Source organism: Pseudomonas baetica (assembly GCF_019733355.1).
Classification (GTDB): domain Bacteria; phylum Pseudomonadota; class Gammaproteobacteria; order Pseudomonadales; family Pseudomonadaceae; genus Aquipseudomonas; species Aquipseudomonas baetica_A.
Genome location: NZ_JAIHLQ010000017.1, coordinates 33,397 through 60,082, shown reverse-complemented (window position 1 = coordinate 60,082; position 26,686 = coordinate 33,397). Strand labels below are relative to the sequence as shown.

Genomic DNA, 26,686 nt, shown 5'->3' with positions numbered 1-26,686 from the left:
GTTCAGTCCCGACATAGCACTAGAGAGCGCTACCCCGACGGCGTTACAGAGGCCTCAAAAAAATTTAAATATCTTCTCTGAGCTTGAGCAACGGCTCCTGAAAACGCAGCAAACGCCCGGCGTTGCCCAGCACCAATAGCGTACTGAGGTTATGCAGCAACGCGGCAATCATCGCCCCAGCTGCCCCCAGCCAGCCGAATGCGGCAAACACGACGATGGCCAGCGTCCAGCCCAGACCGATGATCACGTTGACCTGCAATGTCCTGCGGCATTGACGGCTTAATCGCACGCAGGTACCGAGCCGACGCAGATCACTGCCGATCAGCACGATGTCCGCCGACGCCAACGCAATATCCGCACCACCCGCCCCCATCGCGACGCCAACCACGCCAGCCTTGAGCGCGAGCGAATCGTTGATGCCGTCACCGACCACCATCGGCCGGAAGCCGTTGTCGATTTCCTTGAGCACGCGATTGAGTTTGTCCTCGGGCAAGGCTTGGGCTTGAACCTCCTGCAAACCGACATCCCTGGCCAAGGTCTGGGCGACGCTTTGCCGATCACCGGTCAGCAACAACTGCCGGCCCAGGCCCAGCTCTCGTAATTCGCCAAGCGCAAAACGCGCTTCCGGTTTAACCGTGTCGGCCAACAACAACCACGCGAGAAACTCACCGTTCAGCGCCAGGCCGGCAATCGGTCCGTCATGTTCAGGAATCGGCGTGGTGGCGATAGCCAATTGCGCGAACAACTCCGGCCGCCCGAGGGCCGCCTCGCCTTGCCCGGTCATGGCGACGACACCAAGCCCCTGCCGCTCATGTATCTCAGTGAGCGACAAATATCCTTCCTGGCTAACCAACCCGGCGAGCGCACGACTAACCGGGTGACTACTCGCCGCGCCAAGACTGGCGGCCAGCGCCATGACACTGGTTGAGTCCGCCCGGGGACTGCTGATCGACTGTAAGCGCAAAGTGCCGTAAGTCAGGGTCCCGGTTTTGTCGACCACCAGGGATGTGAGGTCGGCCAACTCTTCAAGGAACGCCGAACTGCAGATCAGTATCCCGTGGCGCGCCGCCACCGCAACACCGGCAATCGCCGTGGCCGGTGCCGACAACACCAAGGCGCACGGACACGCCGCCACCAGCACTGCGAGCATCGCCTGCGCATCGTGGGTGATAAACCAGGTCACCGCCGCCAGCAGCAACACCAGCACCATGTAGCTGCCGGCATAACGTTCGAGCAACCGGGTGATCGGCGGCTTCGAGCGCTCGGCGTTTTGCATCAGTGCGATAACTTTACCCAGGGTCGACTCATCGCCCGTACGGGTCACTTCGACGCGCAGCAAACCGTCGAGATTGATCGCGCCACCGAATACGGTCATACCGACACCCGCCTCAACCGGTACGGACTCACCGGTAATCGACGCGGTATCGAGGCTCGCTTGACCGCAAAGAACCCGACCGTCCGCCGGGACGCGATCACCGGCACGCACCTCAACCGTGTCGCCGGATCTGAGCGTGCCGTTGTCCACTTCGATGATCGAACCGTCAGCCTGAATCTTGCGCGCATGGCTGCGGGTCAATTGACCGAGGGCGTGAATCGCTTCCTGCGAACCGATGACACTGCGCTCCTCCAGCACATGACCAAAGATCATGATGATCGGCAGCAGCGCCGCCGTCAGCAGATCGCCCGTCGCCCAGGCCCCCAACATCGCCAGGGCAATCAGTTGATCGGTAATGCCGTGCAGGCTCGGATAACGCAGGCTGTACCACGCCGAGCGCATGACCGGTACGGCCACCAACACAGAAGCAAAACCGAGCAGCAACTGACTGACGCCGGTTTGTTCCGGCACCTGCCAACGCCAGATCAATCCCAGGCCAAGCAGACCGAGCGCGAGCATCGCCAAGGTCAATTGCCTCGCGGCGCGGCGTTGTTCGGCCGAGGACAACAGGCTCGGTGCAGCAGTGGTCGCACTCATTTACTGGCTCCCTGAATGATCAGGCGGGAATCGTCTTTCGGATCGACCGTGGTCACCGATCCGGCCTGAGCGAGAATCTTCGGCATACGCTCACGGTAAATCCGCAAGAGCATTTGCGGGTCGGTGCCTTGTTGCTGCGCCTTGGCCAGACTCAGCACTGTGGCGGTGTCGGCGGACGCTTTCGCCAGACGTTCGCCGGCCTGGGCATGGGCAACTTGCAAGGTGCGATCGGCTTGTTCGTTGGCGGTTTGGGTGAGTTTCTCCGCGTCTGTGCGCGCATTGGCCACGGCTTTATCGGCTTGTTGGCTGGCGGTCAAAACCGCATTGAAGGCACTGACCGCAGGGCCTGGCAGACTCGATTGCACATCGACTCGCGACACTTCAATTCCGATGCCCTGCCCGCTCGCCTTCAACTCGGCCAAGCGTTTGTTGATGCCTTGCACCAGATCACCGCGCAACCGTTCACGGCGTTCAGCGGCCTGATTGTCGGCGCCGATCAGTTCCGGACGGGCGACCAGAATGGTGTCCAGATCGCGCGCGGCTGTTAGCGCCACAGCACTGCGCGTGACCAGACGATCCAGCGCCGGCAGCACATGATCACCCTGAAGCACGAAGTCATACGGATCGGTCACCTTGTAAAACACCCGCACATCCAACTGCACCACACCCGCATCACCGGTCAATAAATAACCAGAGCCGGCCAGCGCATCGCTCAAAGGCGTGGCGAAAGAGGCGACCCGGTCAGCCTTCAGCGCCTCCTCCGAGCGCAGAAGATTCTCCACTCGACGCTCGATCACCCGATCCGCTGCCGGCAGTAAAACCACCTGCTCGAACGGCTGCGGCCATGCCAATAACAGACCGGCATTCTGAACGCGATCCAGCGCGCCAAAATGCAAAACCACGGCGCGATTCTGCGGGTCGATTTGCCGCACATTGGAAAACGCCCAAGCCAATGCGGCCAACACCGTCACCGCATACAGGGAGAGAAACGCCAAACGTCCTGCCTGAATCCATGGACTGCTCAGCGAATGTGTTCCACGTGGAACTTCTTCATTCATGGCTGCGATCCGGATTTGCTGTCGAGCGTTGGTGGGCCATCGACGAGCACGCGGAATGGCGCGGCATCGGTGCGCAGGATCAGTTTGGTGTCTGGCGTAACGATGGTGCCGAGGGTGTCGAGCGAACGCAGCACGTTGTAAAGCTGCGGAGAACCGGCATAGGCACGACCGTAGATTTGCGCGGCTTCGACGCGGGATTGTGCTTCGATGCCCGCCGCTTTCACCGTTGCATCTGCCTGAACAATTCGCGCATCGCGCTCGGCGGCAGAGCGGATTTGCGCCGCTTCACGCTTGCCGATGGCCGTGCGCTCAGTGGCGATGGTTTCACGCTCAGCGCGCATCCGATCAACCGTGGCGGTGAGCGTCACCGACGGCAACGTCAGCCGCTCAATACCCACCTGCACAACGCGCACACCGTAAGTGGCGAGCAATTGCTGATCGATCTGCTGACGCAATTGCGCTTCAAAATCAGCAATGCGCACCTGACTCGCGTCGGTGTTCACCAGGTTCGCCAGATCAAAACTGCTGGCCGTGGTCTCGAGTGCCGAACCGACAAACGTGCGGATCTGCCGGGCTGCTTCGTCAGGCTGGTTCTGCACCGCACGCATAAAGCGTTGCACATTGTCCGGATCGCCCTGCACCTGCCAAGCGACATAAGCCTGAACGATGATGCGCAAACCGTCGCGGGTACCGACATCCTGCAAGCCGCTGGAGGTGGTACGAAGGCGCAGATCCACCGGAATCGCCGCTTCGAACGGCGCCGGCCAGCGCCAGCTCAATCCTGGATCAAGCAACACCCGCGATGGATTTCCGAAGCGAGTGATCACTGTGGCTTCACCGGAGCGAACTTGCACCAGGCTCGCAGCCGCAATGGCGAACGCGACCAGCAACACCGCCCAGCCCATGCGCCGCCATGGAAAGGGCCCTGCTTCAGCCGGATCACCGTGGTGATGATGCCCATGGTGATGGTGATGCCCGCCGTGGCCGTGATCGTGGCCGCTGTGGTCATGATGATCGTGAGTGTGCGACTGGCTCAATGGGCAACTCCTGGTTGAGCGGTGGTGCGCGCGGGCGTCGGGTCAGCCGGCAGCGTGAACGTACGCAGGTCGATGGTCGGCGCGTTGCTGCTGCCGCCCAGACGATGGTCAAGAATGAGCAGTTTGGCTTTGCTCAATCCAAGGCTGAGTTGGCTGAGGTATTGCTCCAGCACAAACGCCTGGCCAGCACTGGCAAAGGCTTTTTGCTCAGCGCTGAATTTCAGATCCGCCGCCTGCGCCGTCGCGTTGATTTCACGCGCATTGGCGCTGGCTTGGTCGCGAGCAAGACTGGCCTGCAACTGCGCCTGATTGCTCGCTTCTGCGGCAGCGCCACGCTCACGGGAGATCAGCGCCTGCGCGCCGATCTGCGCGGCTTGCACGCTGTGATAAGCATTGGCGGCACCGGCCGGCGGATGAATCGCCTCGACCACCGTGGCGAGAATCTCCACGCCACTGTCGAGTTTGTGCAGATCACGTTGCACCGCACGACCGATCTCTTCGGCCAGCCCTGCCCTGTCCTCACCGAGCAAACCGTCGAGGGTACGCGAGGCGAAATCGTGCACCAGAATCCGGCTGGCGGTGCTGCGAATCAACGTCGGCACATCGGCGCTGTTGTAGGTGGCGGCGAGCGCTGCCTGATCGCTCAGACCAATGCGATAGATGAAACGTACGTCCATGTTGACGATCTGAAAGCTCTGCTGCTCGCCGCGACTGCTGGCAATGACCTGGGATTTGTCGTTGACATGACTGGCATCCCACAACCGGTTGGCCGTCATCGGCGCCGGCCCTTCAGCAGGGTCGAGTTGAGCCGGTGCCGGGTTCTCACCAACACTGGTTGCCAATTCATGCACCACACCGTTTTCGACGCTCAACACACGCCCCAACGGCCACGGCAAACCCGCGTGCAAACCGGGGCCGAAGACCTGCACCGGTTTACCGAAACGCTCGTAGATGCCCCGGCCTTGCAATGGAATTTCGTGGAGGCCGGTCAGCAACCAACCCACTGCCACCACCAGCGCCAACACCGGCAAAAACGCCCGGCGCATGTAACTGAACGCCCAGATCTGACGCAGATCGATACCGAAACGGTTGTGTAATTCATGCTGCAACGCGAGCAGCGGTTGTGGCGGCCAGCGCAGCATGTCGGCGACAAAACTGCGGGCCAGCAGCGTCGGCTCAAGCTGTTCACGACGAGGGCTGAACACCGACAATACAGCGCGTAATAGCAACTCGATCGCTACCATTCCCGGCAAGATACCCACCAGCACGGCCAAACGAATTGGCCACACCGCCTGCTCACCGGCGAACAACAAACACAGCGCGCCCACTATCAGGCTGATGATCGCCACGCGGGTCAGTTGCGCGAGTGATCCTGCTTCAGGCCATTGCGCAGGATTTTCCTGCGCCAGTTGCCGCTCCATCACCAGCAAACCGAACGCCAGCAGCAACGCCAATGCCGCACCTACCGTGGCAGACAACCCGACAGCCGCCGGCGGCAATGCGAGGTTCCACACCTGCTCGATGCTGAGCATCACCAAGAGCGCCCAGCCGCCCAGCCACAAAGTCGCTGCGCCGATCAGGCCTAGCAGGCGCAAACCGCGCTGACTCAGGCGATCCAGCCATCGTTCGTACCAGCCATTCGGCTCAGGCCGCTCCTCATCAGCAAGCGACGTCGGCACCACCGGATTGATCACCCGCTCGCGCCATTGCGTCACCGACCACGCCGATTGCAGCCCGGCAACCAGCACCAGCAACGCCGCGCTTTGACTCACTAACAGCGGTAGCCACACCGATTGCGGCGCAAACAGCGCGACAAAAAACGCCAGAACCCAACCCACTCCGGCCACGGCGCCGAGACCGATCGCCACCCTGCGCAATCGTCGACCTTGTATGGCCGCCTGCTGAAAGCGCGGCAGTCCGGTCACTTGCGTGCCATCAACCTCCAGATCGACTTGCATATCACCCCGAAATCATTGGTTCACTCTTCATATCGTTACGATATAACGAAAAGCGTGAAATATTCGTACACAATCACGCTTATTCAAAAACGCTCAACCTGTCGCTTGACTGAAGCCTTGACCGAAATACCCGGAAACGCACATATTACGTTCGTAATTTTATTCGAGAACTACCTTTAGCCATCCGCATCCATCAATGAGGAGCAAGCGCATGAGCAACTATGACGTGGTGATTCTGGGCGGCGGTCCCGGCGGTTATAACGCGGCCATCCGCGCTGGACAGTTGGGCCTCAAGGCTGCCTGCGTTGAAGGCCGGGCGACCCTCGGCGGCACCTGCCTGAACGTCGGTTGCATGCCATCCAAAGCCTTGCTGCATGCCTCCGAGCTGTACGACGCAGCGATGGGCGCGGAGTTCGCCAATCTCGGGATCGAGGTCAAACCGACGCTGAACCTCGCACAGATGATGAAACAGAAAGACGAGAGCGTGACCGGCCTGACCAAAGGCATCGAGTTTCTGTTTCGCAAGAACAAGGTCGACTGGATCAAAGGCTGGGGCCACATCGACGGCCCGGGCAAAGTCACGGTGACAGGCGATCAGGGCAGCACGATCGAGCTGACCGCCAAGGACATCATCATCGCTACCGGCTCAGAGCCCACTCCCCTGCCGGGTGTCGACATCGATAACAAACGCATCCTCGATTCCACCGGTGCGTTGTCCCTGAGCGAAGTGCCCAAGCATCTGGTGGTGATTGGCGCCGGCGTGATCGGTCTCGAGCTCGGTTCGGTGTGGCGGCGTCTCGGCGCCCAAGTCACCGTGATCGAATTCCTCGACCGCATCTGCCCCGGTGTCGATGCTGAGGCTGGCAAAACCCTGCAGCGCTCGCTGAGCAAACAAGGCATCGCGTTCAAATTGAGTTCGAAAGTCACCAGCGCCACTTCATCGGCCAACGGTGTTCAACTCAGTGTCGAGCCAGCGGCCGGTGGCACCGCTGAGTTACTGGAAGCCGATTACGTCCTGGTGGCGATTGGGCGCCGGCCCTACACCCAAGGCCTGGGCCTGGAGAACGTCGGTTTGAGCACCGACAAGCGCGGCATGCTGGCCAACAAGCAGCACCGCACCGAAGCGCCCGGCGTGTGGGTGATCGGCGACGTGACCTCAGGCCCGATGCTCGCGCACAAGGCCGAAGACGAGGCGATGGCCTGCGTCGAGCAGATTCACGGCAAGGCCGGTGAGGTCAATTACGATCTGATCCCTAACGTGATCTACACCAAACCGGAACTGGCCAGCGTCGGCAAGACCGAAGAACAGCTCAAGGCTGAAGGCCGCACCTACAAGGTCGGCAAGTTTCCGTTCACCGCCAATAGCCGGGCGAAGATCAATCACGAAACCGACGGTTTTGCCAAAGTCCTCGCCGACGAGCGCACGGACGAAGTGCTCGGCGTGCATCTGGTCGGCCCGAGCGTGAGTGAAATGATTGGCGAGTTTTGTGTGGCGATGGAGTTCAGCGCATCGGCCGAGGACATTGCCCTGACCTGCCACCCACACCCGACCCGGTCCGAAGCGCTGCGTCAGGCGGCGATGAATGTGCAGGGGATGGCGACACAGATGTAAGCGCTGGCAGGACTATCGCCTTCGCGAGCAAGCCCGCTCCCACCCTGGGAATGCAATCCTCTGTCGGGGCGGGCCCTCAATCACGTAGAACTGCACGATTAAGCAATCTGTGGTTTAAAAAACTGAACCCCTACAGTTTGCTCGCCAAACGAGCCACTCGGTCTAGAGCGCAAGATGCCCCAACGGCAGTGCCCCCGGCGTCTTCACGGTGTGAATCGCGAAGTTGCTGCGAATGTCGCTCACCCCCGGCAACTTCAACAGACACCCCGTGAGAAAGCGGTCATACGCCCGCAGATCCGGCACCACGACCTGCAGCAGAAAATCCGACTCTCCTGACACCAGAAACGCCGAAATCACCTCGGGCAATGCCGTGACCGCCTGGTAAAACGCCTCGGCCTGTTCCTCGTTGTGTCGCTCGACCTTGACCCCGACAAACACCGTCAGCCCCAACCCCACCTCATCGCGATCGAGATTAGCCTGATAGCCGCGAATCACTCCCGCCTCTTCCAGCATCCGCACCCGACGCAAGCACGGCGATGCCGAGAGGCCGATCTCATCCGCCAGTTCGACGTTGCTCAGGCGTCCGTCCCTTTGCAGAGCGGCGAGAATCTTGCGATCAAAGGCGTCAAGTTTCATGTTTGGCAGATTCCGATAGTCAAGGCGCTGAAAGCCAGCAGGTTATGCCAATTCCAAGCGTATTTGAAGCTGACTACGCAAGCACCTGCCCCGCCCTTCGGCCCTAGACTGGCGTCACCGAATCGCCAATCAAAGGGGTGTAGCGTGGCAAGTCTCTGGCTGTTTTTCCTGGCATTGGCTGTGGTCTATTTGTTGCCCGGCCCGGACATGATTCTGTTGCTGCAGACCGGCGCCCGTCAGGGACGTGGCGCGGCACTGGCCACCGCGATAGGCCTGGCGATTGCCCGAAGCTGTCATGTGGCGTTGGCGGCGTTGGGGCTGGCGGCGCTGTTCAAGGCTGCGCCATGGACGTTCGAAGTGGTACGGCTGGCCGGGGCGGCGTATCTGTTGTGGATCGGCATTCAATGCCTGCGCAGCACGCTGGTGCCGAACCTGAATGCCAGCGACATTGCCGAGACCCGCGGGCAATGGCGTGAAGCGATACGGCGCGGGCTGCTGACCAATCTGCTCAACCCCAAGGCGTTGCTGTTCTGCTCAGTGTTGTTGCCGCAATTCATCGTCGCCGACGGCGCACCGGTACTGAGCCAATTCGCCCTGCTCGGCGCGATGCTGGTCGGCGCAGGCTTGCTGTTCGACAGCGCCTACGCCCTGACCGGCGCCGCACTGGGCCGTTGGCTGCAACACAGTCCAACGGCTCAACGCGTGCAGCAATGGCTGTTCGGCGGTTTGTTGATCGGCTTCGCTGTGCGCCTGGCGTTTATCCAGCAGGCTTAGCCTTTGCGTCCCTTGCGCTGGCGCCGGGTGATCAGCAATAACGCGGCGCCGACACCCAACACAATCGCACCGATCTGCACCGGCCACTTGTACGGCCGCAAGGTGTCGCGCACGGCATCAGTCACCTGGGTGACGTAACGCTTATCGGCGTTCTCGAAGTCCGGGTATGGGCATTGATTGCCGAAATCTACAGCCCACGGCACGTACGGCCCTTCCTTCACATAACGCTGATACAGCGTGCTCTGATCGTCCGGGCTGCTGTTCCAACCGGCGGCGTTGCACAGCACGGCAGCAAACGCCTGACTGGTGTGCGGCAGATTATCGGCGGCTTTACGGGCCAGTTCGGTGGCGACGAAACGGTAGTGATAACGCTGATCCGGTTGCGCTTCACTGGCTTTCTGACGTTGCAATTCGGCGTCACTCACCAGAGGACCGACTTTAAGTTCGGCCGTCTCCAGGCTGTAGTTGCCACCGAACGTGGCGTAGTCCGGGGCCATCTCGTAACCGAGGATATCCATGCCCCACTCGCGGGCCGTCCACGCTGCGTTGTACAGCGCACTGGCGCGCTTGGTCGGCCACCACGCGGCGTCAGCCTTCATTCGTTGCTCGCCGTAGAGTCGGGCCTTGTTCTGCAGATCGGCACTGTCGAAATACCCGACTGCCTGCGCGTAATGGCCTTCGCGCAGCAAACGTCGACCGAGCAGATCGCGCAGGCGTGCAGCAACCGGCAGCGACACATAGTTGTCACGTTCCTGCTGGGTCAGCGCCGGCGGGGCCGGTACGTTTTCGTCGACGTACTGTTTGAGTTCATCGACCGTCAGCACACGCTCAGCGACCGTCGCGGCATCAAACCAATAGATGTCATTGCTGCGATACAACTGCACAAAGGCTTGCAGGTATTCGCCCCGTTGCAACGCCAGAATCGCACTCTCGCCCTCGACCCGACATTTGGGCTGCACACTTTCATACGCCCAGTCCGGCGTGCGTCGATAACCCCAGTCTTCGTTCTGCGGGAAGGCCTGCGCCGCTTTGGCGTAGGCTGCGGCGGCGGCGTTTTTATCGCCATCGCGCACCGCCAGTTTTGCCCGTAACCACCAGGCCAATCCGCCATTACCCGCGTTTTCGAGGAAGGCCTTGGCGCTGGCGTAATCACCCTGTTGATAATTCAGCGCCGCTAGCCGATCGGCGTTTTCCAGGCTGCCGCGCGTGCTGTTCTGCAGCAGTTTGATGAGTTTTTTCTCGTTCGGCGGTTGCTCATCAAATGACCAGCCAACGCGGCTGATCAACGACGCCGTGACCAGTTGCTGCACCGCTTTGCGTTGCAACCACTTCGCCAGTTCTGCTTCGGGCAACTCGGCCAGTTCATTCATCACCTGTTTCAGCGAGGTGTAACCCACGGCGGAACCGTGCAGGTTTTGCGCTTCATACAGTTCGATGGCGCCGCTCCAATCGCCAGCGGTGCGCAACACCCGCGCCTCTTCACCAAGGCTGGCAACCCCCAATTCCAGCGGGTCACTGAAGCCGTCGATGCTCATCTGCCGGGTTTGGCGGAACGCTTCGCGCGATTGCTCAAGCGCCTGAACCGCGTCGTCCATCTCGCGGCTCATGGCAAACCAGGTGCGCCCCAAGGAGTACGCGGCCCACGTGCTGCGCAATGGACGTTGATCGGCCGGCAGCGCCAGCAACTTGCCAAAATATTCGACCGCCAGTGGATGATCGCCCGTCGCAAACGCCACCGCGCCCGCCACGTATAAACGGACTTCCAGCGGCAGGCTGGCGCCCTGCACCTCAACCTGACGCGCATCGGTCAGACCGCGCAGTTGCTTGACCAGCGTTTGCTGTTCGGCGGTCAAACCGACCTGTTCGGCTTTATCGCGTGCCTCATTCGGCTCGCTCGCTTCACCGTACAGATCATTGGGATTGTATGTGGCGGCAGTGACGTTTTTCAGCCCGGCGATGGTTTTGCCGAGGCGGCTGATCTCAAAGTTGAAGTTGCCTTCAGGCAGATCCGCCAGCGTCTGCCCACGATTGTCGAGCAGGCGCATCGGGAAGTCCGGGCCGCAGGCCAGCGCCGAACCCAGCGGCAGGCTGAGGCTCAGGCAGAGCAGATGGCGGGGCCAATTACGGGTCAACATGCGAACCTCCTTGATCAATAATTGCGCAACGCGCCCAACCGATGGCGCGCTGCCCGTCCGCTGGCAAGCGGCCGGCGCGCAAGCGGGTGAAGGTAAGCAGATCACGACTTTGTTGCAACGAGTATCCGGCGAGCGCATCGGCGCCTTCGCAGTCCCGGGCTTTAAGGGTGATGCGGGCGGGCCAAGCGCTGTCGAGGTTGCCGACATTGGCGAGGCTGATGTCGTAGAGGCCATTCTGTTCGCTGAGGCTCAGGCTGAGTTGGCTGTGCAGCGCATCACCCCGGGCAACGGCGCGCAGCGTGGTCAAGCTCCAGGCGCGGCGGTCGTTGGCCAACGGCAAGCGAAACCAGATCAGCCCAGCCAGATGCGCAGGTGGGTCTTCACGCAATTGCTTGGCGAGTCGGCTCAATGGCACGGGATCGGCAAGCAATTCGCGGCGCTGACCACCGCGCTCAAGCGGCACTTCGCTTTCCACCACTGGCGCGCCACCGGCATCCGGCAACAGCGCCACCCCATAGGCCGGCAGCGCCAGATAGAACGGTTTGTCAGAGACTTTGCCCCAGGCCTGGGCCCAACGCTGCGCCTGCTCAGCGTCGAACAGACCGCGGCGCGGGTCACTGACGGCATGCACTTGCAATACGCTGCTGTCGACCGAGGCCAGCAATGTCGGCAGTTGTGCACTGTCGAGCCACGCCGGCAGCGCGGTCATGCTCAGGGGTAAAGACGCCGGCAGTGCCGAGCGCAGTTCGCGGAGAAATTGCGCGTAGGCCGGCAGCCGCGCATTACCGGCATCGTGGTCGATCTCCACGCCACTGAGGGTCAGGCCCAACGCCTGCCAATCATTGACCAGTTGAAGGATCTGCGCCGTAACCTGCTGTTGATCCAGCCCCTTGAGCTGCCCATCGAGACGAATCACCGCGATCAACGCACGCCCATCGTTCTTCAACAACGCAGGATCAATGCGTGCCCGGCTCCATCCGGCGTTCGGGAACGCTTGCAGCGCCAGCACCCGCAGGGTGGAAAAATCACGTCGGCTCTCGCGCAACGCCGCCTCATGGGCCGGCGTCCACTGGCGTTGCCAGACGTAGAGTTGTTGATCGAGCGGCGGCGTGTCCCGCTGTTCGCAAGCGGACAGCAAGATCAGTGCAACCAGAACCACAATAAACCGCATACCTTGCTCAATCCCTGACAACTCAAGGCTGCAAGGTTACACAAAACCCTGCGCCAAAAGGTTCAAGGCTTGCGGGCAATGATCACCTGACTTTTGGCCACCACCGCATCCAGCGCCTGCTTGATTTGTGCCCCTCGCGGCGAGTCCAGCACCGCTTGCCAGGTGTCGGCCCAGTGGTTGAGCAACGGATGATCGGGGTTACTGAAATCGACTTTGGCCTCCCAGAACAACAACATCCACATCGACCAGTAAAAGCCGTACTGGCTGTGGCTGATGACTTCCAGCCCCGCCTCGCTGACCATCGCCTTGAATTGCGCTTCGCTGATGATGCGGATGTGGTTGGGCTTCTGGAAATACTCTGCTGCGGCGATGTCTTTTTGCAGGTCTTCGGAGCTTGGGTGCGGCACGCTCAACAGGTACAGCGCGCCCGGCTTGCCGACGCGCACCAGCTCCGCAAGAAACTGCGCAGGGTCGTCGACGTGCTCGATGACTTCAGTCGACACCACGCGGGTTGCCGTGGCGTCGGCAATCGGTAGCGGGTTGCAGTCGGTGACGTGGCATTCGATGTCGCGTGCCGGGGTGTCGCTCAGGCGCTGACGGGTGGCCTCGACCTTGGCGCCGTCGATGTCGGCGATGATGATCTTCGCCCCGCGCATGCCACAGAAATGCACGTTGCCGCCGTCACCACAACCGACGTCCAACAGCGTGTCATCGGCGGTCACCGCAAAGCCCTTGAACAGCTCGCCGGTTTCCTGATTGAACCAGCCGCTGAGCATTGCATCGTGCAGGCCGAGCATGTACGGGTCGGTCTTCTCGGCAGCCGCAAGAGGGGCCGGTGCAGGCGTCGACGCCGTCAGTTTCTTGAAAAGGCTCAGCATGAAGTGGCTCCAGTGGATGGGACGGCGGTTCGCGAGGTACCGAGGCGTTTGACTAACGCGGCGCCGCGGTTGCGCATGGGCATTTCAATGAAGCGGTAATTGAGTTCACTGAGCAGCACGATCAGGCCGAACGCCAGCAACAGCGTGATGATTGGGTGTCCCGCGGGACTCGGCAGGCCAGCGCTCTGCAAACGGAAGATCAGCTCACGCACCAGTTGATAGGCCGGAATATGGATCAGATAGATCCCGTAGGAACGGCTGCCGACCCATGCCAGAGAACGCTGCACGCCCCCGGCAGGCATCAGGTAATCACGGTTGTACGAGGCGATCCACACCAGCAGCGCGCCGAGCACAGCAATCGAACCGATGCGGTAATTGGCAAACGTGAAGCGGTCGGTGGCCATGAAGCTCAGCAACAAACTGATTACCAGCAGCGCGCAAATTCCCGCCCAGGGCCTGCGCAGAAACGTCGGTTCCCAGCGCTGATAACTCGGCTGTGCGCTCCACATCGCCAACAAGACGCCCAAGGCCAGGGCGTCGGTACGCACCACCATCAGCAACGGGGTGCGCAGCGTGAAAAGCTGCACGGCGACCAGCGCCAGCAATGCCCACACCAGATGTTTACGACAGAGCACTATCAGCAGCGGGAACAGCAAGTAGAACTGCTCCTCCAGCGACAGGCTCCAGTAGACGAAACTGCTGCCGTATTCGTAATGAAAGAAGCTGTCGGCAAAGCGCAAGTTGGCGTATTGCAGCACCCCAGCCAGCGTCGCTTGCAGGTTGGCGTACAGCGTACCGAACGCCCCCGAGCGATTGAGAAAAACGCACGCCAGCAGCATCAGTGCCAGCCACAACCAGGCTGAAGGCAATAAGCGAAAGGCCCGGCGCAGCCAGAAAAGGCGTGTCTGCTGCCAGTATTCCTGACGGGTCGTGCAGCCCCGCAGCGCCGGAATCAGGCTGCGGGCTATGACGAATCCGGAGATGGCAAAAAAGAGATCGACGCCCCACCACGGTTGCGCCCAGCCATGGATTTTTTCCAGCAACGGCACCGGATCAGTGAACAGGCTGCCCTGTAAGTGATGAAACAGCACCCCGAGCACGGCGATGGCGCGCAGGACCTCAATGTCCATGATCCGTTTGCTGTTCATGATTCAGGGGCTTCCACGACGCCAGCACAGCGCTCGAACAACTGCGCAAGAAAGACCTGCAAACGCTGCTCGGCCACCGCCTGACTGCAAAACCCTTGCAAGCTGCTGACGGCTTGCGCCGACATCTGTGCATAGCGTGCCGGATCGTTTTTTGCCATGTCATAACTGGCTTTATAGGCTTGGCACAGTGACGCCCAGTTGGTCACATAACGCAATGTGCGGAACGCCTTGCGCGGGTCATGGGGCCAGGCCGTGAGTTCGTCGGTGGACTCGATCAGGAACGCATTATCGGCACTCAGGTAATCGATCATCGCCGTGGTACGCGGGGCCACCGCCGGTTTGCCACACGACATGAACTCCATCAGCGGCAGGCACTGGCCTTCGCCGTAGGAGGTATTCACGACATAGCGGGTCGCCTGCACCAGTCGCTCGTAATCCGAATCGGCGAGATAGCCGTAAATCAGCACGATGCGGCAGCGATAGGACTGGTTCTTGTACAGGTGATGGAGGATGTCGCTGAGTGCTTCTTTGGCATCGTGGTGGGTGAGTTTGAGCACCAGGGTGGCGTCGTCGACGTCGCGAAAACTCACGCAGAAGGCGCTGAGCATGTCTTCCCAGTTCTTGCGGCCGTCGCCCGGATTGAACACCGAGGTATACACCACACCGTCCAGCACCAGTTCCTGCTCGGTAACCGGCGCGGCAAAATCGATGCCCTTGCCGCGGCGCAAATGTTTGGGGCCGAACGCATTCAGATCAAGTACGCGGCTGTCGACCACCAGCCCCCTGATCTTCAAGCGAAACGATTCGCCCTCAGGATGCCTCTGCAACTGCGCACCCCGCGCCGCGAAACGATCCCAGACTGGCGCCGGCACCGCGACGATGGGGTAAGCAGCGCCCATCGCCTCGCGCACCGCGTTGACCGTATAACTGGAGTGAGTGATCGCCGCCCCGCAGGCGTGCAGCACGGTACGCCAGTCGTTGCGCGGTTCACCGGCAAACGCTTCGTTGGGGATGGTGCTGAACTCCCAGGCAAACACCGGCAGGGTCGGACAGGCCAGATGCACCGGCGTGCGATGGGGCGGGGAAAACGACAGGAACACACAAGGTTCGCCACGGTCCAGGCACTCCCGATAGAGCACATCGACTTCACGCTGCGGATCGCCAACCTCCACCACACGCCCAAGACGTTCAAGCACCGGACGATATTCCTTGAGCACGAAGTAATAGCTGTACTCCGAACGCCCGAGATTTTGCGCAATGGTGTGCTGATTGGTTTCCGAATGAATGATGATCAGCATGAGGCGTTATCCGTCACTGTCGCAGCATCGGTGACGGGCGGTACCCGCCCGAAAAAATCCGCCATGCGTTTTTGCACCGGGGCAAAGGCACAGTAATCGTGCATGCGCTGCACCGCAGCAGCAGACATGCGCTGATAATCCTGCGGCTGTGTCTTGGCCATCCGGTAGCTTTGTTCGTATGCGTTTTGCAGCGATCCCCAATCGGGGCGGTAACGCAGGGTGCGGTAAATGATGCGCGTATCCTGCGGCCAGATGGTCAGTTCTTCGCTGGACTTGACCACGAACGCCACCGCGTCATCGATGTAGTCTTCCATGGCCGTATGATCTGGTGCGATCACCGGTTTGCCGCTGGACATGAACTCCATCAATGGCAGGCACAAGCCTTCGCAGCGTGAGGCATTGACGTAAAAACTGGCAGCTTTGTAGAGCCCGGCGTACTGCGCATCGTCCAGATAGCCGTGCATCACCACCACCCGGCAGGCGAACGGCGTGAGCTGGGCGAGCAACGTCATCAACTCGCTGTAGTAGGACGCCAGATCGTTCTGGGTGATCTTCAATACCAGCGTCGCGTCGCTCGTTTGGCGAAAGGCCCAGCAGAACGCGGTGACCAGATGATGCCAGTTCTTGCGGCCATCCTTGGGGTTGAACACGCTGACGTAGACCACACCGTCGACATGGGTCTGGACCACTGATGTGGTGTCCGGCAAATCCAGCGGCGGCGGTTCATCCACGGGCACCGCTTGCGGGCCGCAGACAGCCGCAAAGCGCTGTTCGAGCCAGCCGTGAAGGTTGTCCGAGAGCAGGTCGCGAATGCCTTCCCAATACCAGTTGTGCAGAAACTTCACCCGTGGCACCGGCTCTGCTTGCTCGCGCCCCTGGTTCAACGCCCACAGGCGCAGGTAATGCCGGGCGATGACCAAGCGCCGCTTGAGGGTCAGCGGTGGCGGGCGGGCGGCTTCAAGCGCGGCTTGCTCCTCAGGCGTCAGTGGTTTGGGGATCAACGCCTGCGCAGACAGTTCGAGTGTGCGCGTATCGAAAATGCAGCCCTTGATCGCCAGCGTTGCGCCCGGATTGACCGGCACAGGGACATGCTGCTGACGAACCGGCGAGAATTGCTCCCACAGCGGTGTCGGCAACACCAACACCGGAAAGTTTTCGCCCATGGCCCGGCGAATGGCCCGAGCGGTGTGGCTCGACAGAGTGATGACCCGTCCCTGACGAGCGAGCATTTGCGTCCAGTCCTGTCGCGGATCGTTGTCCCACTGCTCATCGGGGATCGAATCGAACTCCCACGCGACCACACAAATCGTCGGGCATTGCAGATCGATCGGGGTTTTCTGTGGCGGGGTGAATGACAGGAAAACACTGTCTTCGCCGGCGGCGAGCCGTTGCCGATAAAGTGCATCGACCTCAGCGGTGGACGACACCACATGCACGCGCCCAAGGCTTTCCAGCACCGGGCGATATGCCTTGAGCACGAAGTAGTAGCTGTATTCAGGACGCCCGAGGCTCTGGCTGATGGAGCTGTCGTTGACGTCCGAGTAGAGAATGAAATTCATGGCATCCCACGATGAAACTGCCGTCCTGGCAGCTTCATGCTATGACGACCAGGCGTCGGATCAAGTCGGCATCACCGAGACTTGTCCTTCGTCATCCAGTACGTCTTCGTTCTTGTTTTAGTGGTCGGTTTCACTCAGTTGCGCACCCCCTCTGGCGAACCTCGGGAGATGGCGACGAGGGGCATTCTAAACACATCCATCGAGGATCCGGGAACCGCCCGGCGAGAATAAATCCGGCTACGCTAACGAGAACTGACCGGTCACGGTTTGGCCAGTTGAAATTGCTGCTCAATTGGCACAGATTGATGCCAAACAACTACAACAACAGACTTCGCCTGTCGTCTTGCCGGTTTTTTCCTCCGGTCTGACAGACCTTCCAACAAAGCCTGTAGGAAGTGGCGCAAGTTCAAGACCAAGGGGTCGCTGTTTGAAAAAGCGTCTGTTCATCACGGGTCTCAGTGGATTCGTGGGACAACATATTCAGTCACGTTTGGCTTTGCCCGATTCATCGTGGGAGCTGCTGCCTGCCGCAACGCCCTACGACCTCACGGATGCGAACAGCCTTGTCGACCTGTGGCCGCAAATGCCCGATGCGGTGATTCATCTGGCCGGGCAGACCTTCGTCCCCGAAGCGTTCCGCGACCCGGCCCGCACCCTCGATATCAATGTTTTCGGCACCCTCAATCTGCTGCAGGCTCTCAAGGCTCGTGGCTTCGCAGGCACTTTTCTGTATGTCAGTTCCGGCGACGTCTACGGCCAGGTGGGCGAAAGCGATCTGCCGATTACCGAGCAACAACCACCCTGCCCGCGCAACCCTTACGCCGTGAGCAAACTCTCGGCGGAGTTCCTCAGCCTGCAATGGGGCTTGAGCGAACACTGGCCGGTGCTGGTGGCGCGCCCGTTCAACCACATCGGCACCGGGCAGAAAGACAGCTTCGTCATCGCCAGCGCTGCACGCCAGATCAATCGCATCAAACAAGGCCTGCAAGCCCCGCAACTGGAAGTCGGCGATATTGACGTGACGCGTGATTTCCTTGATGTCGGCGACGTCGTATCGGCCTACTTCGCCCTGCTGGAAAAAGGTCAGCCGGGGCAGGTTTACAACATCTGCTCAGGGCGCGAGCAAAGCATTCGCAGCCTCATCGAACAGTTGGGCGACCTGGCCGAAGTCCAGATGCAACTGGTTCAGGACCCGGCGCGCATGCGTCGCGCCGATCAGCGCCGCGTTTGCGGCAGCCACGCAAAACTGGCCAAAACCACCGGATGGTCGCCAGTCATCACAACACAACAATCCCTGCGGGCGATCCTGTCCGACTGGGAGACGCGAGTACGACAAGAATGACAAAAAGTGCTTTGATCACAGGGATCACCGGACAGGACGGCGCGTATCTGGCCAAACTGCTGCTCGACAAGGGCTACAAGGTTTACGGCTTCGTGGCGCGCCGCAGCAGCGATTCGCGCTGGCGCTTGCGCGAGATGGGCGTCGAAGCCGACATCGTCTATCTGGACGGTGACATGGCCGATGCGTGCTCGGTGCAGCGTGCGGTTATCAAATCGGCGCCAGACGAAATCTACAACCTCGCCGCACAGAGCTTTGTCGCGGCCTCCTGGGACCAACCGGTGACCACCGGCATTGTCGATGGCCTCGGTGTCACGCATCTGCTCGAAGCGATCCGCCAGTTCAGCCCGCACACCCGCTTCTATCAGGCATCGACCAGCGAAATGTTCGGGCTGATCCAGGCTGAACAGCAGGACGAGAACACGCCGTTCTACCCGCGCAGTCCTTACGGCGTGGCCAAACTGTATGGCCACTGGATCACCGTCAACTACCGCGAAAGTTTCAATCTGCACGCCAGCAGCGGCATCCTCTTCAACCACGAATCACCGCTGCGCGGCATCGAGTTTGTTACCCGCAAGGTCACTGACGCTGCCGCCCGCATCAAGCAAGGCAAACAGCAGGAGCTGGCGCTGGGCAACATCGACGCCAAACGCGACTGGGGGTTTGCCGGCGACTACGTCGAGGCCATGTGGCTGATGCTGCAACAGGACAAGCCTGACGATTTCGTGGTCGCCACCGGTGTCACCACCACGGTGCGTGAAATGTGCCGCATCGCCTTCGATCACGTCGGCCTCAACTACCGCGATTACGTGAAGATCGACCCGGCGTTTTTCCGCCCGGCCGAAGTCGAAGTGCTGCTCGGCAACCCGGCCAAGGCTCAGCGCGTGCTGGGCTGGAAGCCGAAAACCGACCTGGACACCCTGATCCGCATGATGATGGATGCGGACATGAAACGCGTCGCCAAGGAGTAGGCCATGCTGATCCCCGTGATTCTGTCCGGCGGTGCCGGTACCCGTTTGTGGCCGGTGTCCCGCGAGGGCCATCCCAAGCCGTTCATGACCCTGCCCGACGGCCAGTCGCTGCTGGGCAAGACCTATCAGCGTGCAGCGGCGTTGCTGGACGGCTGGGGTGACATCGTCACGGTGACCAACCGCGAGTACTACTTCCAGAGCAAGGACCACTATTGCGCCGCCCACGTGTCGCGCCATCGCGGGCACTTCCTGCTGGAGCCGACCGGGCGCAACACCGCCCCGGCCATCGCGGCCGCCGCCCTGTCGCTGCAAGCGTTGCATGGCGACGAGGCGATCATGGTGGTGATGCCGGCCGACCATTTGATCGTCAATCAGGACGCGCTCAAAAGTGCCGTCGAGCACGCCGTCAATCTGGCGAAGGACGGTTACCTGGTGACCTTCGGCGTGCTGCCGACCGCACCGGAAACCGGCTTCGGCTATATCGAAACCGGTGCGCCACTGGACGCCAAAGGCGCGGCCAAAGTGCAGCGCTTCGTGGAAAAACCCGACCTTCAAACGGCTACGCATTACCTGGAGAGCGGCAACTTCCTGTGGAACTCAGGCATGTTCTGCTTCACCACCGCTGCGGTAATCGCCGAACTGCAACTGCACGCGCCGCAACTGCTGGAGCAGACACGCGCCTGTATGGCCGCCAGCGCCCCGGTGGAAACCGTCGGCTGTCTGCAACAGGAACTATCGCCTGCACTGTTCGCTGAAATCACCGACATCTCCATCGACTACGCGCTGATGGAACGCTCGGAAAAAGTCGTGGTGGTGCCCGCCGGTTTTGACTGGAGTGATATCGGTTCGTGGGGCGCCGTGGCCGCACTGGTGCCGGCCGACGCCGACAACAACCGCGCCAGCGGCGAAGCGATATTCATCGACAGCCACAATAACTTTGTCCAGAGCGAAGGCCGGCTGGTGGCTACAGTGGGTGTGGATAACCTGATCATCGTCGACACCGCCGACGCCGTGCTGGTGGCCCACGCCGACCGCGCCCAGGATGTGCGGCGCGTCACCAAGCAGCTCAAGGACAAATCCCACGAAGCCTATCGCCTGCACCGTACGGTCAGCCGTCCGTGGGGCACCTACACCGTTCTGGAGGAAGGCCCGCGCTTCAAGATCAAACGCATCGTGGTCAAACCCGGCGGCAAGCTGTCCCTGCAAATGCACCATCACCGCAACGAACACTGGGTGGTGGTCGAAGGCATGGCCAAGGTCACCAATAATGGCTCCGGCACGACGCTGGTGGCCAAGAACGAATCGACGTTCATTGCCGCCGGCCACCGCCATCGCCTGGAAAACCCTGGCGTGATCGACCTGGTGATCATCGAAGTGCAAAGCGGCGAATACCTGGGAGAGGACGACATCGTCCGCTTCGAAGACCATTACGGCAGGACGGTTTGAATGCTGCTTTCCCTGTACCGCTCGCTGCACAGCTACCGCGGATTCATCCTCGGTAGCGTCAAGCGAGAGTTTCAAGCGCGGTATCGCAATTCGCTGTTCGGTGCGTTGTGGCCGATCTTCAACCCGTTGTCGATGATCGTCGTCTACACCGTGATCTTTTCTCACATCATGCGCGCGCGCCTGCCGGGTGTGGACGACAGCATGGCCTACAGCGTCTACCTCTGCGCCGGGCTACTGGCGTGGGGACTGTTTTCGGAAATCACCCTGCGCAGCCAGACCATGTTTCTGGACAACGCCAACCTGCTGAAGAAAATCAGCTTCCCGCGGATCTGCCTGCCAGTGATCGTGCTGATCAATGCCGGGATCAACTTCGCGATCATCATCGGTCTGTTTCTGGGCTTTCTGCTGGTCTCCGGGCGATGGCCGGGCATGGCCTTGCTGGCGCTGTTGCCGCTGATCATCCTGCAAATGATGTTTTGTGCCGGCCTGGGAATGGTGCTTGGCGTACTCAACGTGTTCTTCCGTGATGTCGGCCAGCTCTTCGCGATCTGCCTGCAATTCTGGTTCTGGCTCACACCGATCGTGTACCCGATCAGCATCCTTCCGGAATGGGTTCAGCGTCTGTTGCAGCTCAACCCGCTGACCAACCTGATCGCCAGCTATCAGAATCTGTTCCTCTACGGGCAGTGGCCGGTCTGGAGTTCGCTGCTGCCGATCTTCGTCGCGGGCGCGTTGCTATGTGTCATCGGCCTGCGGCTGTTCCGCCAGCGCGTCGGCGAAATGGTGGATGAACTCTGATGGGGCATATCCGTGTGACCGGCCTGAGCAAGGCCTACAAGCAATACCCCAACCGCTGGGCGCGCCTGGCCGAGTGGCTGATTCCGTTCTCGCCCCTGCGCCACCATCAGCACTGGGTGCTGCGAGACGTCGAATTCGAGATCGCACCCGGCGAAGCGGTGGGCATTGTCGGCGCCAACGGTGCCGGCAAAAGTACCTTGTTGAAGATGATCACCGGCACCACGCAACCCACCGGTGGCAAGATCGAAATCGAAGGCCGGGTGGCGGCATTGCTGGAACTGGGCATGGGCTTTCACGCGGACTTTACCGGTCGCCAGAACGCGATCATGGCCGGGCAGTTGCTGGGCATGCAGCTTGAAGAAATCGAAGCGCTGATGCCCGAAATCGAGTACTTCGCCGAGATTGGCGATGCCATCGACCACCCGGTGCGTACCTACTCCAGCGGCATGCAGATGCGCCTGGCGTTCAGCGTCGCCACCGCCCGCCGACCGGACATCCTGATCGTCGACGAAGCGCTGTCAGTGGGCGATGCCTACTTCCAGCACAAGAGCTTCGAGCGCATTCGCAGCTTTCGCAAGGCCGGTACCACCCTGTTGATCGTGTCTCACGATCGCTCAGCCATTCAATCGATCTGCGACTCGGCGATCCTGCTCAAGGATGGCCGCATGGCCATGTACGACAAACCGGAAGTGGTGCTCGATTATTACAACGCGCTGATGGCCGAGCGCGAAGGCCAGGTCGTGCGTCAGGAAATGCTCGCCGGCGGCGAAGTGCAGACCGTGTCGGGTACCGGTGAAGCCGCCATTCTTGGCGTGCGCTTACTGGATGAACAGGATCACAGCATCGACGCCGCCGAAGTCGGTCAACCGGTGGTGCTGGAAGTCCAGGTTGAGGTGCGCAAGGACATTGAGCGGTTGGTGCTGGGCTTCATCCTCAAGGATCGTCTGGGCCAGATGATGTACGGCATCAACACCCATCGCCAGGACAAGGCACTGACCGATCTGCGTGCCGGCGAACGCTTCACCTACCGCTTTGCGTTCATCATGGGCCTGGGCAAGGGCAACTATTCGGTGTCGCTGAGCCTGTCGCGTCTGGACTCTCATCTGGATCGCAACTTCGAATGGCGGGACTACGGCCTGGTATTTCACGTCATCAACAATCGTCAGGAAGATTTCGTCGGCTGTTCGTGGCTCAACGCCCAAACCACGATTACCCGTGATACCGAAGCCAGACTTGCCGAGCGCGCGCCATGACCCGCTTGCTGGTGGAATGCACCCATGTGTTCAAACACCCGAAGGTCAACTCGGGCATCCAGCGAGTGGTGCGCAACGTCATCAAGCAATTGCCTTCGAGTGCCGAGGGCGTCGAATGCGTGCCAGTCATTCTGCTTCGCGGCCAACTCTACCGTGTACAGCACCTGGCACCTCTGGACACCCCGCTGTTCAACGCCTTGGCCAGTTTCGGCGAACGCCTGGAACGCATGGCCCATCGGTTCGGGCAATGGCATCAACGACTCGACGCCCAGTGCACAGCAAAACTGGCGCGACGCTCACTGTATGTCTCGTATCGTTTGACGGCCTTCGGTGTATTTGGCCTGCCGTTACGTTTTATCGGGGCGATCAATCGGACCCAACTGCCAAAACGCTGTTCACCCTTGCAGCATCAAACCGGCGACCAACTGGTGTTACTGGATTCGTCCTGGCATTCGGATTTTTTCAGCCCTGTAGAACGGCTCAAACGCGAGGGTGTAGGGATCATTGCGGTGATCTACGACCTGATCCCCCTGACCCATCCGCAGTTCTACGACACGCGGCTGGTGCAGGTCTTCAGTGAGTGGTTCGACTGGATCACCCGAACCGCCGACGGCTACATGGCGATTTCCGCCACCGTGCGCGATCAAGTGCGCGAAGAACTACAGCGCCGGATCGGTGCAGAACGAACCGACAAACACTGGTTCGATTACTTCCACCTCGGTTCCGAACTGGATCTGCACAGCGCCAAGGCCGCCGTGGCCCCGTCCCTGCAACGGCTGTTCGCCAATCCTGAGCCGGTGTTTTTGATGGTCAGCACCATCGAACCGCGCAAGAACCACGAATACCTGCTCGACGCCTTCGACCGCGCCTGGGCCGCCGGCTCGACCGCGCGACTGTGCATTGCCGGGCGCATTGGCTGGAAGTGCGACGCCCTGCTCGCCCGGGTGCGCAATCATCCCGAGTTGAACCGGCGACTGTTCATGTTCAACGATCTGAACGACACCAGCCTCGAACACGCTTACGCCCACGCCAGTGCATTGGTGTTCCCCTCGTTCGTTGAAGGCTTCGGCCTGCCACTGGTGGAAGCCATGCAGCGCGGCTTGCCGGCGATGGGCAGTGACATTGCGGTGTTCCGCGAAATAGGCGGCGAGTTCATGGCGTACTTCGATCTGCAGGAACCGCAAAGCCTCGCCGACCTGATCAACACCTTCCAGCGCAGCGGACAGTTCCCTGCCGCCCGCGACGTGGCCGATTGGCAATGGATCGGTTGGCGCGAAGCCAGCGCGCAACTGGCCGAACGCAGCGTGCGCAATGTGCAGCAGGCGCCAGCGGCGCAAGCGAGGCAACATGCGCATTGCCCTTAACGCACGGATTCTCCAGGCGCCGCGCACCGGTATCGGCCATTACGTCGCCGAACTGGTCAACGCCTTGCGCAACGAACCCGATGTTGAAGTGACGTTGTTTCACGGCTGGGGCTGGAGTTCAGCGCTGCCGGAAGCGGCCATGCCCGGCTATTCGCGGTTGACCCCACTGCTGCGGCAGATTCCCGGGGCTTATCAGGCGCGGCGCTGGCTGGAACAAAAACGCTTCGATCAGGGCCGCACCCAAGGCATCGACCTGTATCACGAGCCGAGCCTGTGGCCCCTGGCCTTCGACGGTCCGACCGTGATCACCCTGCACGACCTGACGCACCTGCATTTTCCCGACACTCAGCCACCTGCGCGACTCAAGGAAATCGAACGGCGACTGGCGGCTGGCGTACAGCAAGCGCGGCTGATTCTGACCGACTCGCAGGCCATTGCCGACGAAGCTCAGGAACATTTCGGGCTGCCGGCCGAGCGTTTTATCGTGGCGCCGCTGGGTGTCTCCGAGCGTTTCCATCCGCGTGAGGCGCACACCCTCGACGCCGTGCTCAAGGCCCATGCGGTCCAGGTGCGTGAGTACTTCCTGTGTGTCGGCACTCTTGAGCCGCGCAAAAACCTGGGCCTGGCCCTGCGCGCCCATGCCCTGCTGCCGAACGCCGTGCGTGAGCGTTTTCCGCTGCTGATCGTCGGCATGGCCGGTTGGCAGCGTGAACAGTTCAGCGACGAACTGCGTCAGGCCCTGGCCAGCGGGCATGTGTGCCTGCTCGGTTATCTGCCCGATGAACAAGTCGCGCAATTGTTGGCCGGCGCCCGTGCGCTGATTTTTCCGTCGCTGTACGAAGGCTTCGGCCTGCCCGTGCTGGAAGCGATGGCCAGCGGCACGCCGGTGGTGATCACCCGCGCTTCGGCGATGCCGGAAGTGGCGGGCGCTGCCGGCAACTATATTGAAGCTGACGATGCAGACGGCTTGCGTGACGTGATGAGCCGACTGATCGACGATCAAGCACATTGGCAGGCATGCCGAGAAGCCGGATTACAGCAGTCACGGCTTTTTTCCTGGGAACGTTGTGCACAGGCTACGGCCGGTGCCTACCGCCAGGCCATGGGAGGTTGAATGCGAGTTCTTCATTTTTTCAAGACGTACCTGCCTGATTCGGTCGGCGGCATCGAGCAAGTGATCTTCCAGCTCTGCGAAAGCGGCGCCCAACACGGTATCGACGGCCAGGTGCTGACGCTCAGCGCCGACCCGAATCCGCCGGTGGTGCATCTGGGTCAGCACGAAGTGCACCGCGCCAAACTCGACATCCAGTTCGCCTCGACCGGTTTTTCCTGGAGTGTGTTCAAACAGTTTCGCGAGTTGGCCGCCGAGGCTGACGTGGTCAATTATCACTTCCCGTGGCCGTTCATGGACCTGGTGCATTTCGCCAGCGCCATCAAGAAACCCAGCGTGGTCACCTACCACTCGGACATCATTCGTCAAAAACACCTGCTCAAACTCTACCGACCACTGATGAACCGCTTCCTCGCCAGCGCCGACCGCATTGTCGCGGCCTCGCCCAATTACCTGCACACCAGCGATGTCTTGCAGCAGTTTCGGGACAAGACCCGGGTGATTCCCTACGGCTTGAACAAAGCAGGTTATCCACAGGCGGACAGTGAGCGGATGGACCACTGGCGCCAAAAGCTTGGGGATAAGTTTTTCCTGTTCGTCGGGGTGATGCGCTATTACAAAGGCCTGCACATCCTGCTCGACGCCATGAAAGATGTGGACTATCCGGTGGTCATCGTCGGCGCCGGGCCGCTGGAGCAGGCACTGCACGCCCAGGCAGCAGCGCTGGGCCTGCGCAACATTCATTTCCTCGGACGCCTGGGCGATGAAGACAAGGTCGCGTTGCTGCAATTGAGCTACGCGATTGTCTTCCCGTCACACCTGCGCTCCGAAGCGTTCGGCATCTCGCTGCTGGAAGGCGCGATGTACGGCAAACCGATGATCTCCAGCGAGATCGGCACCGGCACCAGTTACATCAACATCCACAACGAGACGGGACTGGTGGTGCCGCCGAGTCATCCACAGGCATTTCGCGAGGCAATGCGCACCCTGTGGGAAAACCCGCTGCGCGCAGCAGAGATGGGGGTGAAGGCGCAGGCCCGTTACCGGCAGTTATTCACAGCCGATGAAATGGGCCGCAAGTGGACGACGCTTTATCAGGAATTGCTGGAAGAAAAATCGCTGTCCTACGCCTGACTTTCGGTTGAAACATATCTCCTCTGTGGCGAGT

The 26,686-nt window shown here is 60.8% G+C and carries 21 protein-coding genes; 10 read left to right on the top strand and 11 right to left on the bottom strand.

Features of this window, described 5'->3' with window-relative positions; translation table 11 throughout:
• Nucleotides 1–64: 64 nt before the first annotated feature.
• Genes K5E40_RS17150 through hflK (K5E40_RS17135) form a run of 4 tightly spaced genes read right to left on the bottom strand, consistent with a single transcriptional unit; the run spans nt 65 to nt 6,025 of the window.
• Entirely contained in the window at nt 65–1,972 is a 1,908-nt protein-coding gene (locus tag K5E40_RS17150) for a heavy metal translocating P-type ATPase (protein ID WP_221731847.1), read from the bottom strand.
• The gene (hflK, locus tag K5E40_RS17145) at nt 1,969–3,030 is read right to left on the bottom strand and encodes a protease modulator HflK (RefSeq protein ID WP_221731846.1); all 1,062 of its coding nucleotides are present in this window, start codon (nt 3,028–3,030) and stop codon (nt 1,969–1,971) included. The genes K5E40_RS17150 and hflK (K5E40_RS17145) overlap by 4 nt, the downstream gene beginning before the upstream one ends.
• On the bottom strand, nt 3,027–4,067 hold the full coding sequence (hflC, locus tag K5E40_RS17140; RefSeq protein ID WP_221731845.1) for a protease modulator HflC: 1,041 nt from the start codon (nt 4,065–4,067) through the stop codon (nt 3,027–3,029). The genes hflK (K5E40_RS17145) and hflC overlap by 4 nt, the downstream gene beginning before the upstream one ends.
• Nucleotides 4,064–6,025: a protease modulator HflK gene (hflK, locus tag K5E40_RS17135; RefSeq protein ID WP_221731844.1), complete on the bottom strand. Its 1,962-nt coding sequence runs from the start codon at nt 6,023–6,025 to the stop codon at nt 4,064–4,066. The genes hflC and hflK (K5E40_RS17135) overlap by 4 nt, the downstream gene beginning before the upstream one ends.
• A 211-nt stretch (nt 6,026–6,236) precedes the next feature.
• Here hflK (K5E40_RS17135) and lpdA point away from each other — a divergent pair, with 211 nt between their 5' ends.
• Nucleotides 6,237–7,637 carry a dihydrolipoyl dehydrogenase gene (gene lpdA, locus K5E40_RS17130; RefSeq protein WP_221731843.1) on the top strand — a complete coding sequence of 467 codons (1,401 nt, stop codon included), beginning with the start codon at nt 6,237–6,239 and terminating at the stop codon, nt 7,635–7,637.
• A 162-nt stretch (nt 7,638–7,799) separates the two neighbouring features.
• Here lpdA and K5E40_RS17125 read toward each other — a convergent pair whose 3' ends face one another.
• Nucleotides 7,800–8,273, bottom strand: coding sequence for an Lrp/AsnC family transcriptional regulator (locus K5E40_RS17125; RefSeq protein WP_221731842.1), 474 nt, complete (start codon nt 8,271–8,273; stop codon nt 7,800–7,802).
• A gap of 144 nt (nt 8,274–8,417) precedes the next feature.
• Here K5E40_RS17125 and K5E40_RS17120 point away from each other — a divergent pair, with 144 nt between their 5' ends.
• The gene (locus tag K5E40_RS17120; RefSeq protein ID WP_221731841.1) at nt 8,418–9,047 is read left to right on the top strand and encodes a LysE family translocator; all 630 of its coding nucleotides are present in this window, start codon (nt 8,418–8,420) and stop codon (nt 9,045–9,047) included.
• Here the strand turns inward: K5E40_RS17120 and K5E40_RS17115 are convergent.
• The 6 genes from K5E40_RS17115 to K5E40_RS17090 form a co-directional block, all read right to left on the bottom strand.
• Nucleotides 9,044–11,182 carry a hypothetical protein gene (locus K5E40_RS17115; RefSeq protein ID WP_221731840.1) on the bottom strand — a complete coding sequence of 713 codons (2,139 nt, stop codon included), beginning with the start codon at nt 11,180–11,182 and terminating at the stop codon, nt 9,044–9,046. The two genes, K5E40_RS17120 and K5E40_RS17115, sit on opposite strands and share 4 nt — an antisense overlap.
• Nucleotides 11,169–12,353 carry a DUF3142 domain-containing protein gene (locus K5E40_RS17110; protein WP_221731839.1) on the bottom strand — a complete coding sequence of 395 codons (1,185 nt, stop codon included), beginning with the start codon at nt 12,351–12,353 and terminating at the stop codon, nt 11,169–11,171. The genes K5E40_RS17115 and K5E40_RS17110 overlap by 14 nt, the downstream gene beginning before the upstream one ends.
• Before the next feature lie 62 nt (nt 12,354–12,415).
• On the bottom strand, nt 12,416–13,231 hold the full coding sequence (locus K5E40_RS17105) for a class I SAM-dependent methyltransferase (RefSeq protein ID WP_221731838.1): 816 nt from the start codon (nt 13,229–13,231) through the stop codon (nt 12,416–12,418).
• Nucleotides 13,225–14,379 (bottom strand): acyltransferase, encoded by a 1,155-nt coding sequence (locus K5E40_RS17100; RefSeq protein ID WP_221731837.1) that lies wholly within the window; start codon nt 14,377–14,379, stop codon nt 13,225–13,227. Before K5E40_RS17100 ends, K5E40_RS17105 begins: the two co-directional genes overlap by 7 nt.
• Entirely contained in the window at nt 14,376–15,677 is a 1,302-nt protein-coding gene (locus K5E40_RS17095; protein WP_221731836.1) for a glycosyltransferase, read from the bottom strand. Before K5E40_RS17095 ends, K5E40_RS17100 begins: the two co-directional genes overlap by 4 nt.
• A complete protein-coding gene (locus K5E40_RS17090; protein ID WP_221731835.1) occupies nt 15,671–17,236 on the bottom strand; it encodes a glycosyltransferase in 1,566 nt (521 codons plus the stop codon). The genes K5E40_RS17095 and K5E40_RS17090 overlap by 7 nt, the downstream gene beginning before the upstream one ends.
• Before the next feature lie 427 nt (nt 17,237–17,663).
• Here K5E40_RS17090 and K5E40_RS17085 point away from each other — a divergent pair, with 427 nt between their 5' ends.
• From K5E40_RS17085 to K5E40_RS17050, 8 genes are read left to right on the top strand one after another with little or no spacing between them, the layout of a single operon-like run.
• Entirely contained in the window at nt 17,664–18,578 is a 915-nt protein-coding gene (locus K5E40_RS17085) for a GDP-mannose 4,6-dehydratase (protein WP_221731834.1), read from the top strand.
• Nucleotides 18,575–19,546, top strand: coding sequence for a GDP-mannose 4,6-dehydratase (gmd, locus tag K5E40_RS17080; RefSeq protein ID WP_221731833.1), 972 nt, complete (start codon nt 18,575–18,577; stop codon nt 19,544–19,546). The genes K5E40_RS17085 and gmd overlap by 4 nt, the downstream gene beginning before the upstream one ends.
• A 3-nt stretch (nt 19,547–19,549) precedes the next feature.
• Nucleotides 19,550–20,992 carry a mannose-1-phosphate guanylyltransferase/mannose-6-phosphate isomerase gene (locus K5E40_RS17075; protein WP_221731832.1) on the top strand — a complete coding sequence of 481 codons (1,443 nt, stop codon included), beginning with the start codon at nt 19,550–19,552 and terminating at the stop codon, nt 20,990–20,992.
• A complete protein-coding gene (locus K5E40_RS17070; protein ID WP_221731831.1) occupies nt 20,993–21,790 on the top strand; it encodes an ABC transporter permease in 798 nt (265 codons plus the stop codon).
• On the top strand, nt 21,790–23,043 hold the full coding sequence (locus K5E40_RS17065) for an ABC transporter ATP-binding protein (RefSeq protein ID WP_221731830.1): 1,254 nt from the start codon (nt 21,790–21,792) through the stop codon (nt 23,041–23,043). The genes K5E40_RS17070 and K5E40_RS17065 overlap by 1 nt, the downstream gene beginning before the upstream one ends.
• Nucleotides 23,040–24,407: a glycosyltransferase family 1 protein gene (locus K5E40_RS17060; protein WP_221731829.1), complete on the top strand. Its 1,368-nt coding sequence runs from the start codon at nt 23,040–23,042 to the stop codon at nt 24,405–24,407. The genes K5E40_RS17065 and K5E40_RS17060 overlap by 4 nt, the downstream gene beginning before the upstream one ends.
• Entirely contained in the window at nt 24,391–25,521 is a 1,131-nt protein-coding gene (locus K5E40_RS17055; protein ID WP_221731828.1) for a glycosyltransferase family 1 protein, read from the top strand. Before K5E40_RS17060 ends, K5E40_RS17055 begins: the two co-directional genes overlap by 17 nt.
• Complete coding sequence (locus K5E40_RS17050) at nt 25,522–26,652, top strand: glycosyltransferase family 4 protein (protein WP_221731827.1); 1,131 nt, start codon at nt 25,522–25,524, stop codon at nt 26,650–26,652.
• Nucleotides 26,653–26,686 lie beyond the last annotated feature (34 nt).

Excerpts from the sequence above, each read along its gene's own strand:
- K5E40_RS17150 (WP_221731847.1), bottom strand. The coding sequence starts at position 1,972 with ATGAGTGCGACCACTGCTGCACCGAGCCTGTTGTCCTCGGCCGAACAA.
- hflK (WP_221731846.1), bottom strand. The coding sequence starts at position 3,030 with ATGAATGAAGAAGTTCCACGTGGAACACATTCGCTGAGCAGTCCATGG.
- hflK (WP_221731844.1), bottom strand. The coding sequence starts at position 6,025 with ATGCAAGTCGATCTGGAGGTTGATGGCACGCAAGTGACCGGACTGCCG.
- lpdA (WP_221731843.1), top strand. The coding sequence starts at position 6,237 with ATGAGCAACTATGACGTGGTGATTCTGGGCGGCGGTCCCGGCGGTTAT.
- K5E40_RS17125 (WP_221731842.1), bottom strand. The coding sequence starts at position 8,273 with ATGAAACTTGACGCCTTTGATCGCAAGATTCTCGCCGCTCTGCAAAGG.
- K5E40_RS17115 (WP_221731840.1), bottom strand. The coding sequence starts at position 11,182 with ATGTTGACCCGTAATTGGCCCCGCCATCTGCTCTGCCTGAGCCTCAGC.
- K5E40_RS17110 (WP_221731839.1), bottom strand. The coding sequence starts at position 12,353 with ATGCGGTTTATTGTGGTTCTGGTTGCACTGATCTTGCTGTCCGCTTGC.
- K5E40_RS17105 (WP_221731838.1), bottom strand. The coding sequence starts at position 13,231 with ATGCTGAGCCTTTTCAAGAAACTGACGGCGTCGACGCCTGCACCGGCC.
- K5E40_RS17100 (WP_221731837.1), bottom strand. The coding sequence starts at position 14,379 with ATGAACAGCAAACGGATCATGGACATTGAGGTCCTGCGCGCCATCGCC.
- K5E40_RS17095 (WP_221731836.1), bottom strand. The coding sequence starts at position 15,677 with ATGCTGATCATCATTCATTCGGAAACCAATCAGCACACCATTGCGCAA.
- K5E40_RS17090 (WP_221731835.1), bottom strand. The coding sequence starts at position 17,236 with ATGAATTTCATTCTCTACTCGGACGTCAACGACAGCTCCATCAGCCAG.
- gmd (WP_221731833.1), top strand. The coding sequence starts at position 18,575 with ATGACAAAAAGTGCTTTGATCACAGGGATCACCGGACAGGACGGCGCG.
- K5E40_RS17075 (WP_221731832.1), top strand. The coding sequence starts at position 19,550 with ATGCTGATCCCCGTGATTCTGTCCGGCGGTGCCGGTACCCGTTTGTGG.
- K5E40_RS17070 (WP_221731831.1), top strand. The coding sequence starts at position 20,993 with ATGCTGCTTTCCCTGTACCGCTCGCTGCACAGCTACCGCGGATTCATC.
- K5E40_RS17065 (WP_221731830.1), top strand. The coding sequence starts at position 21,790 with ATGGGGCATATCCGTGTGACCGGCCTGAGCAAGGCCTACAAGCAATAC.
- K5E40_RS17060 (WP_221731829.1), top strand. The coding sequence starts at position 23,040 with ATGACCCGCTTGCTGGTGGAATGCACCCATGTGTTCAAACACCCGAAG.
- K5E40_RS17055 (WP_221731828.1), top strand. The coding sequence starts at position 24,391 with ATGCGCATTGCCCTTAACGCACGGATTCTCCAGGCGCCGCGCACCGGT.
- K5E40_RS17050 (WP_221731827.1), top strand. The coding sequence starts at position 25,522 with ATGCGAGTTCTTCATTTTTTCAAGACGTACCTGCCTGATTCGGTCGGC.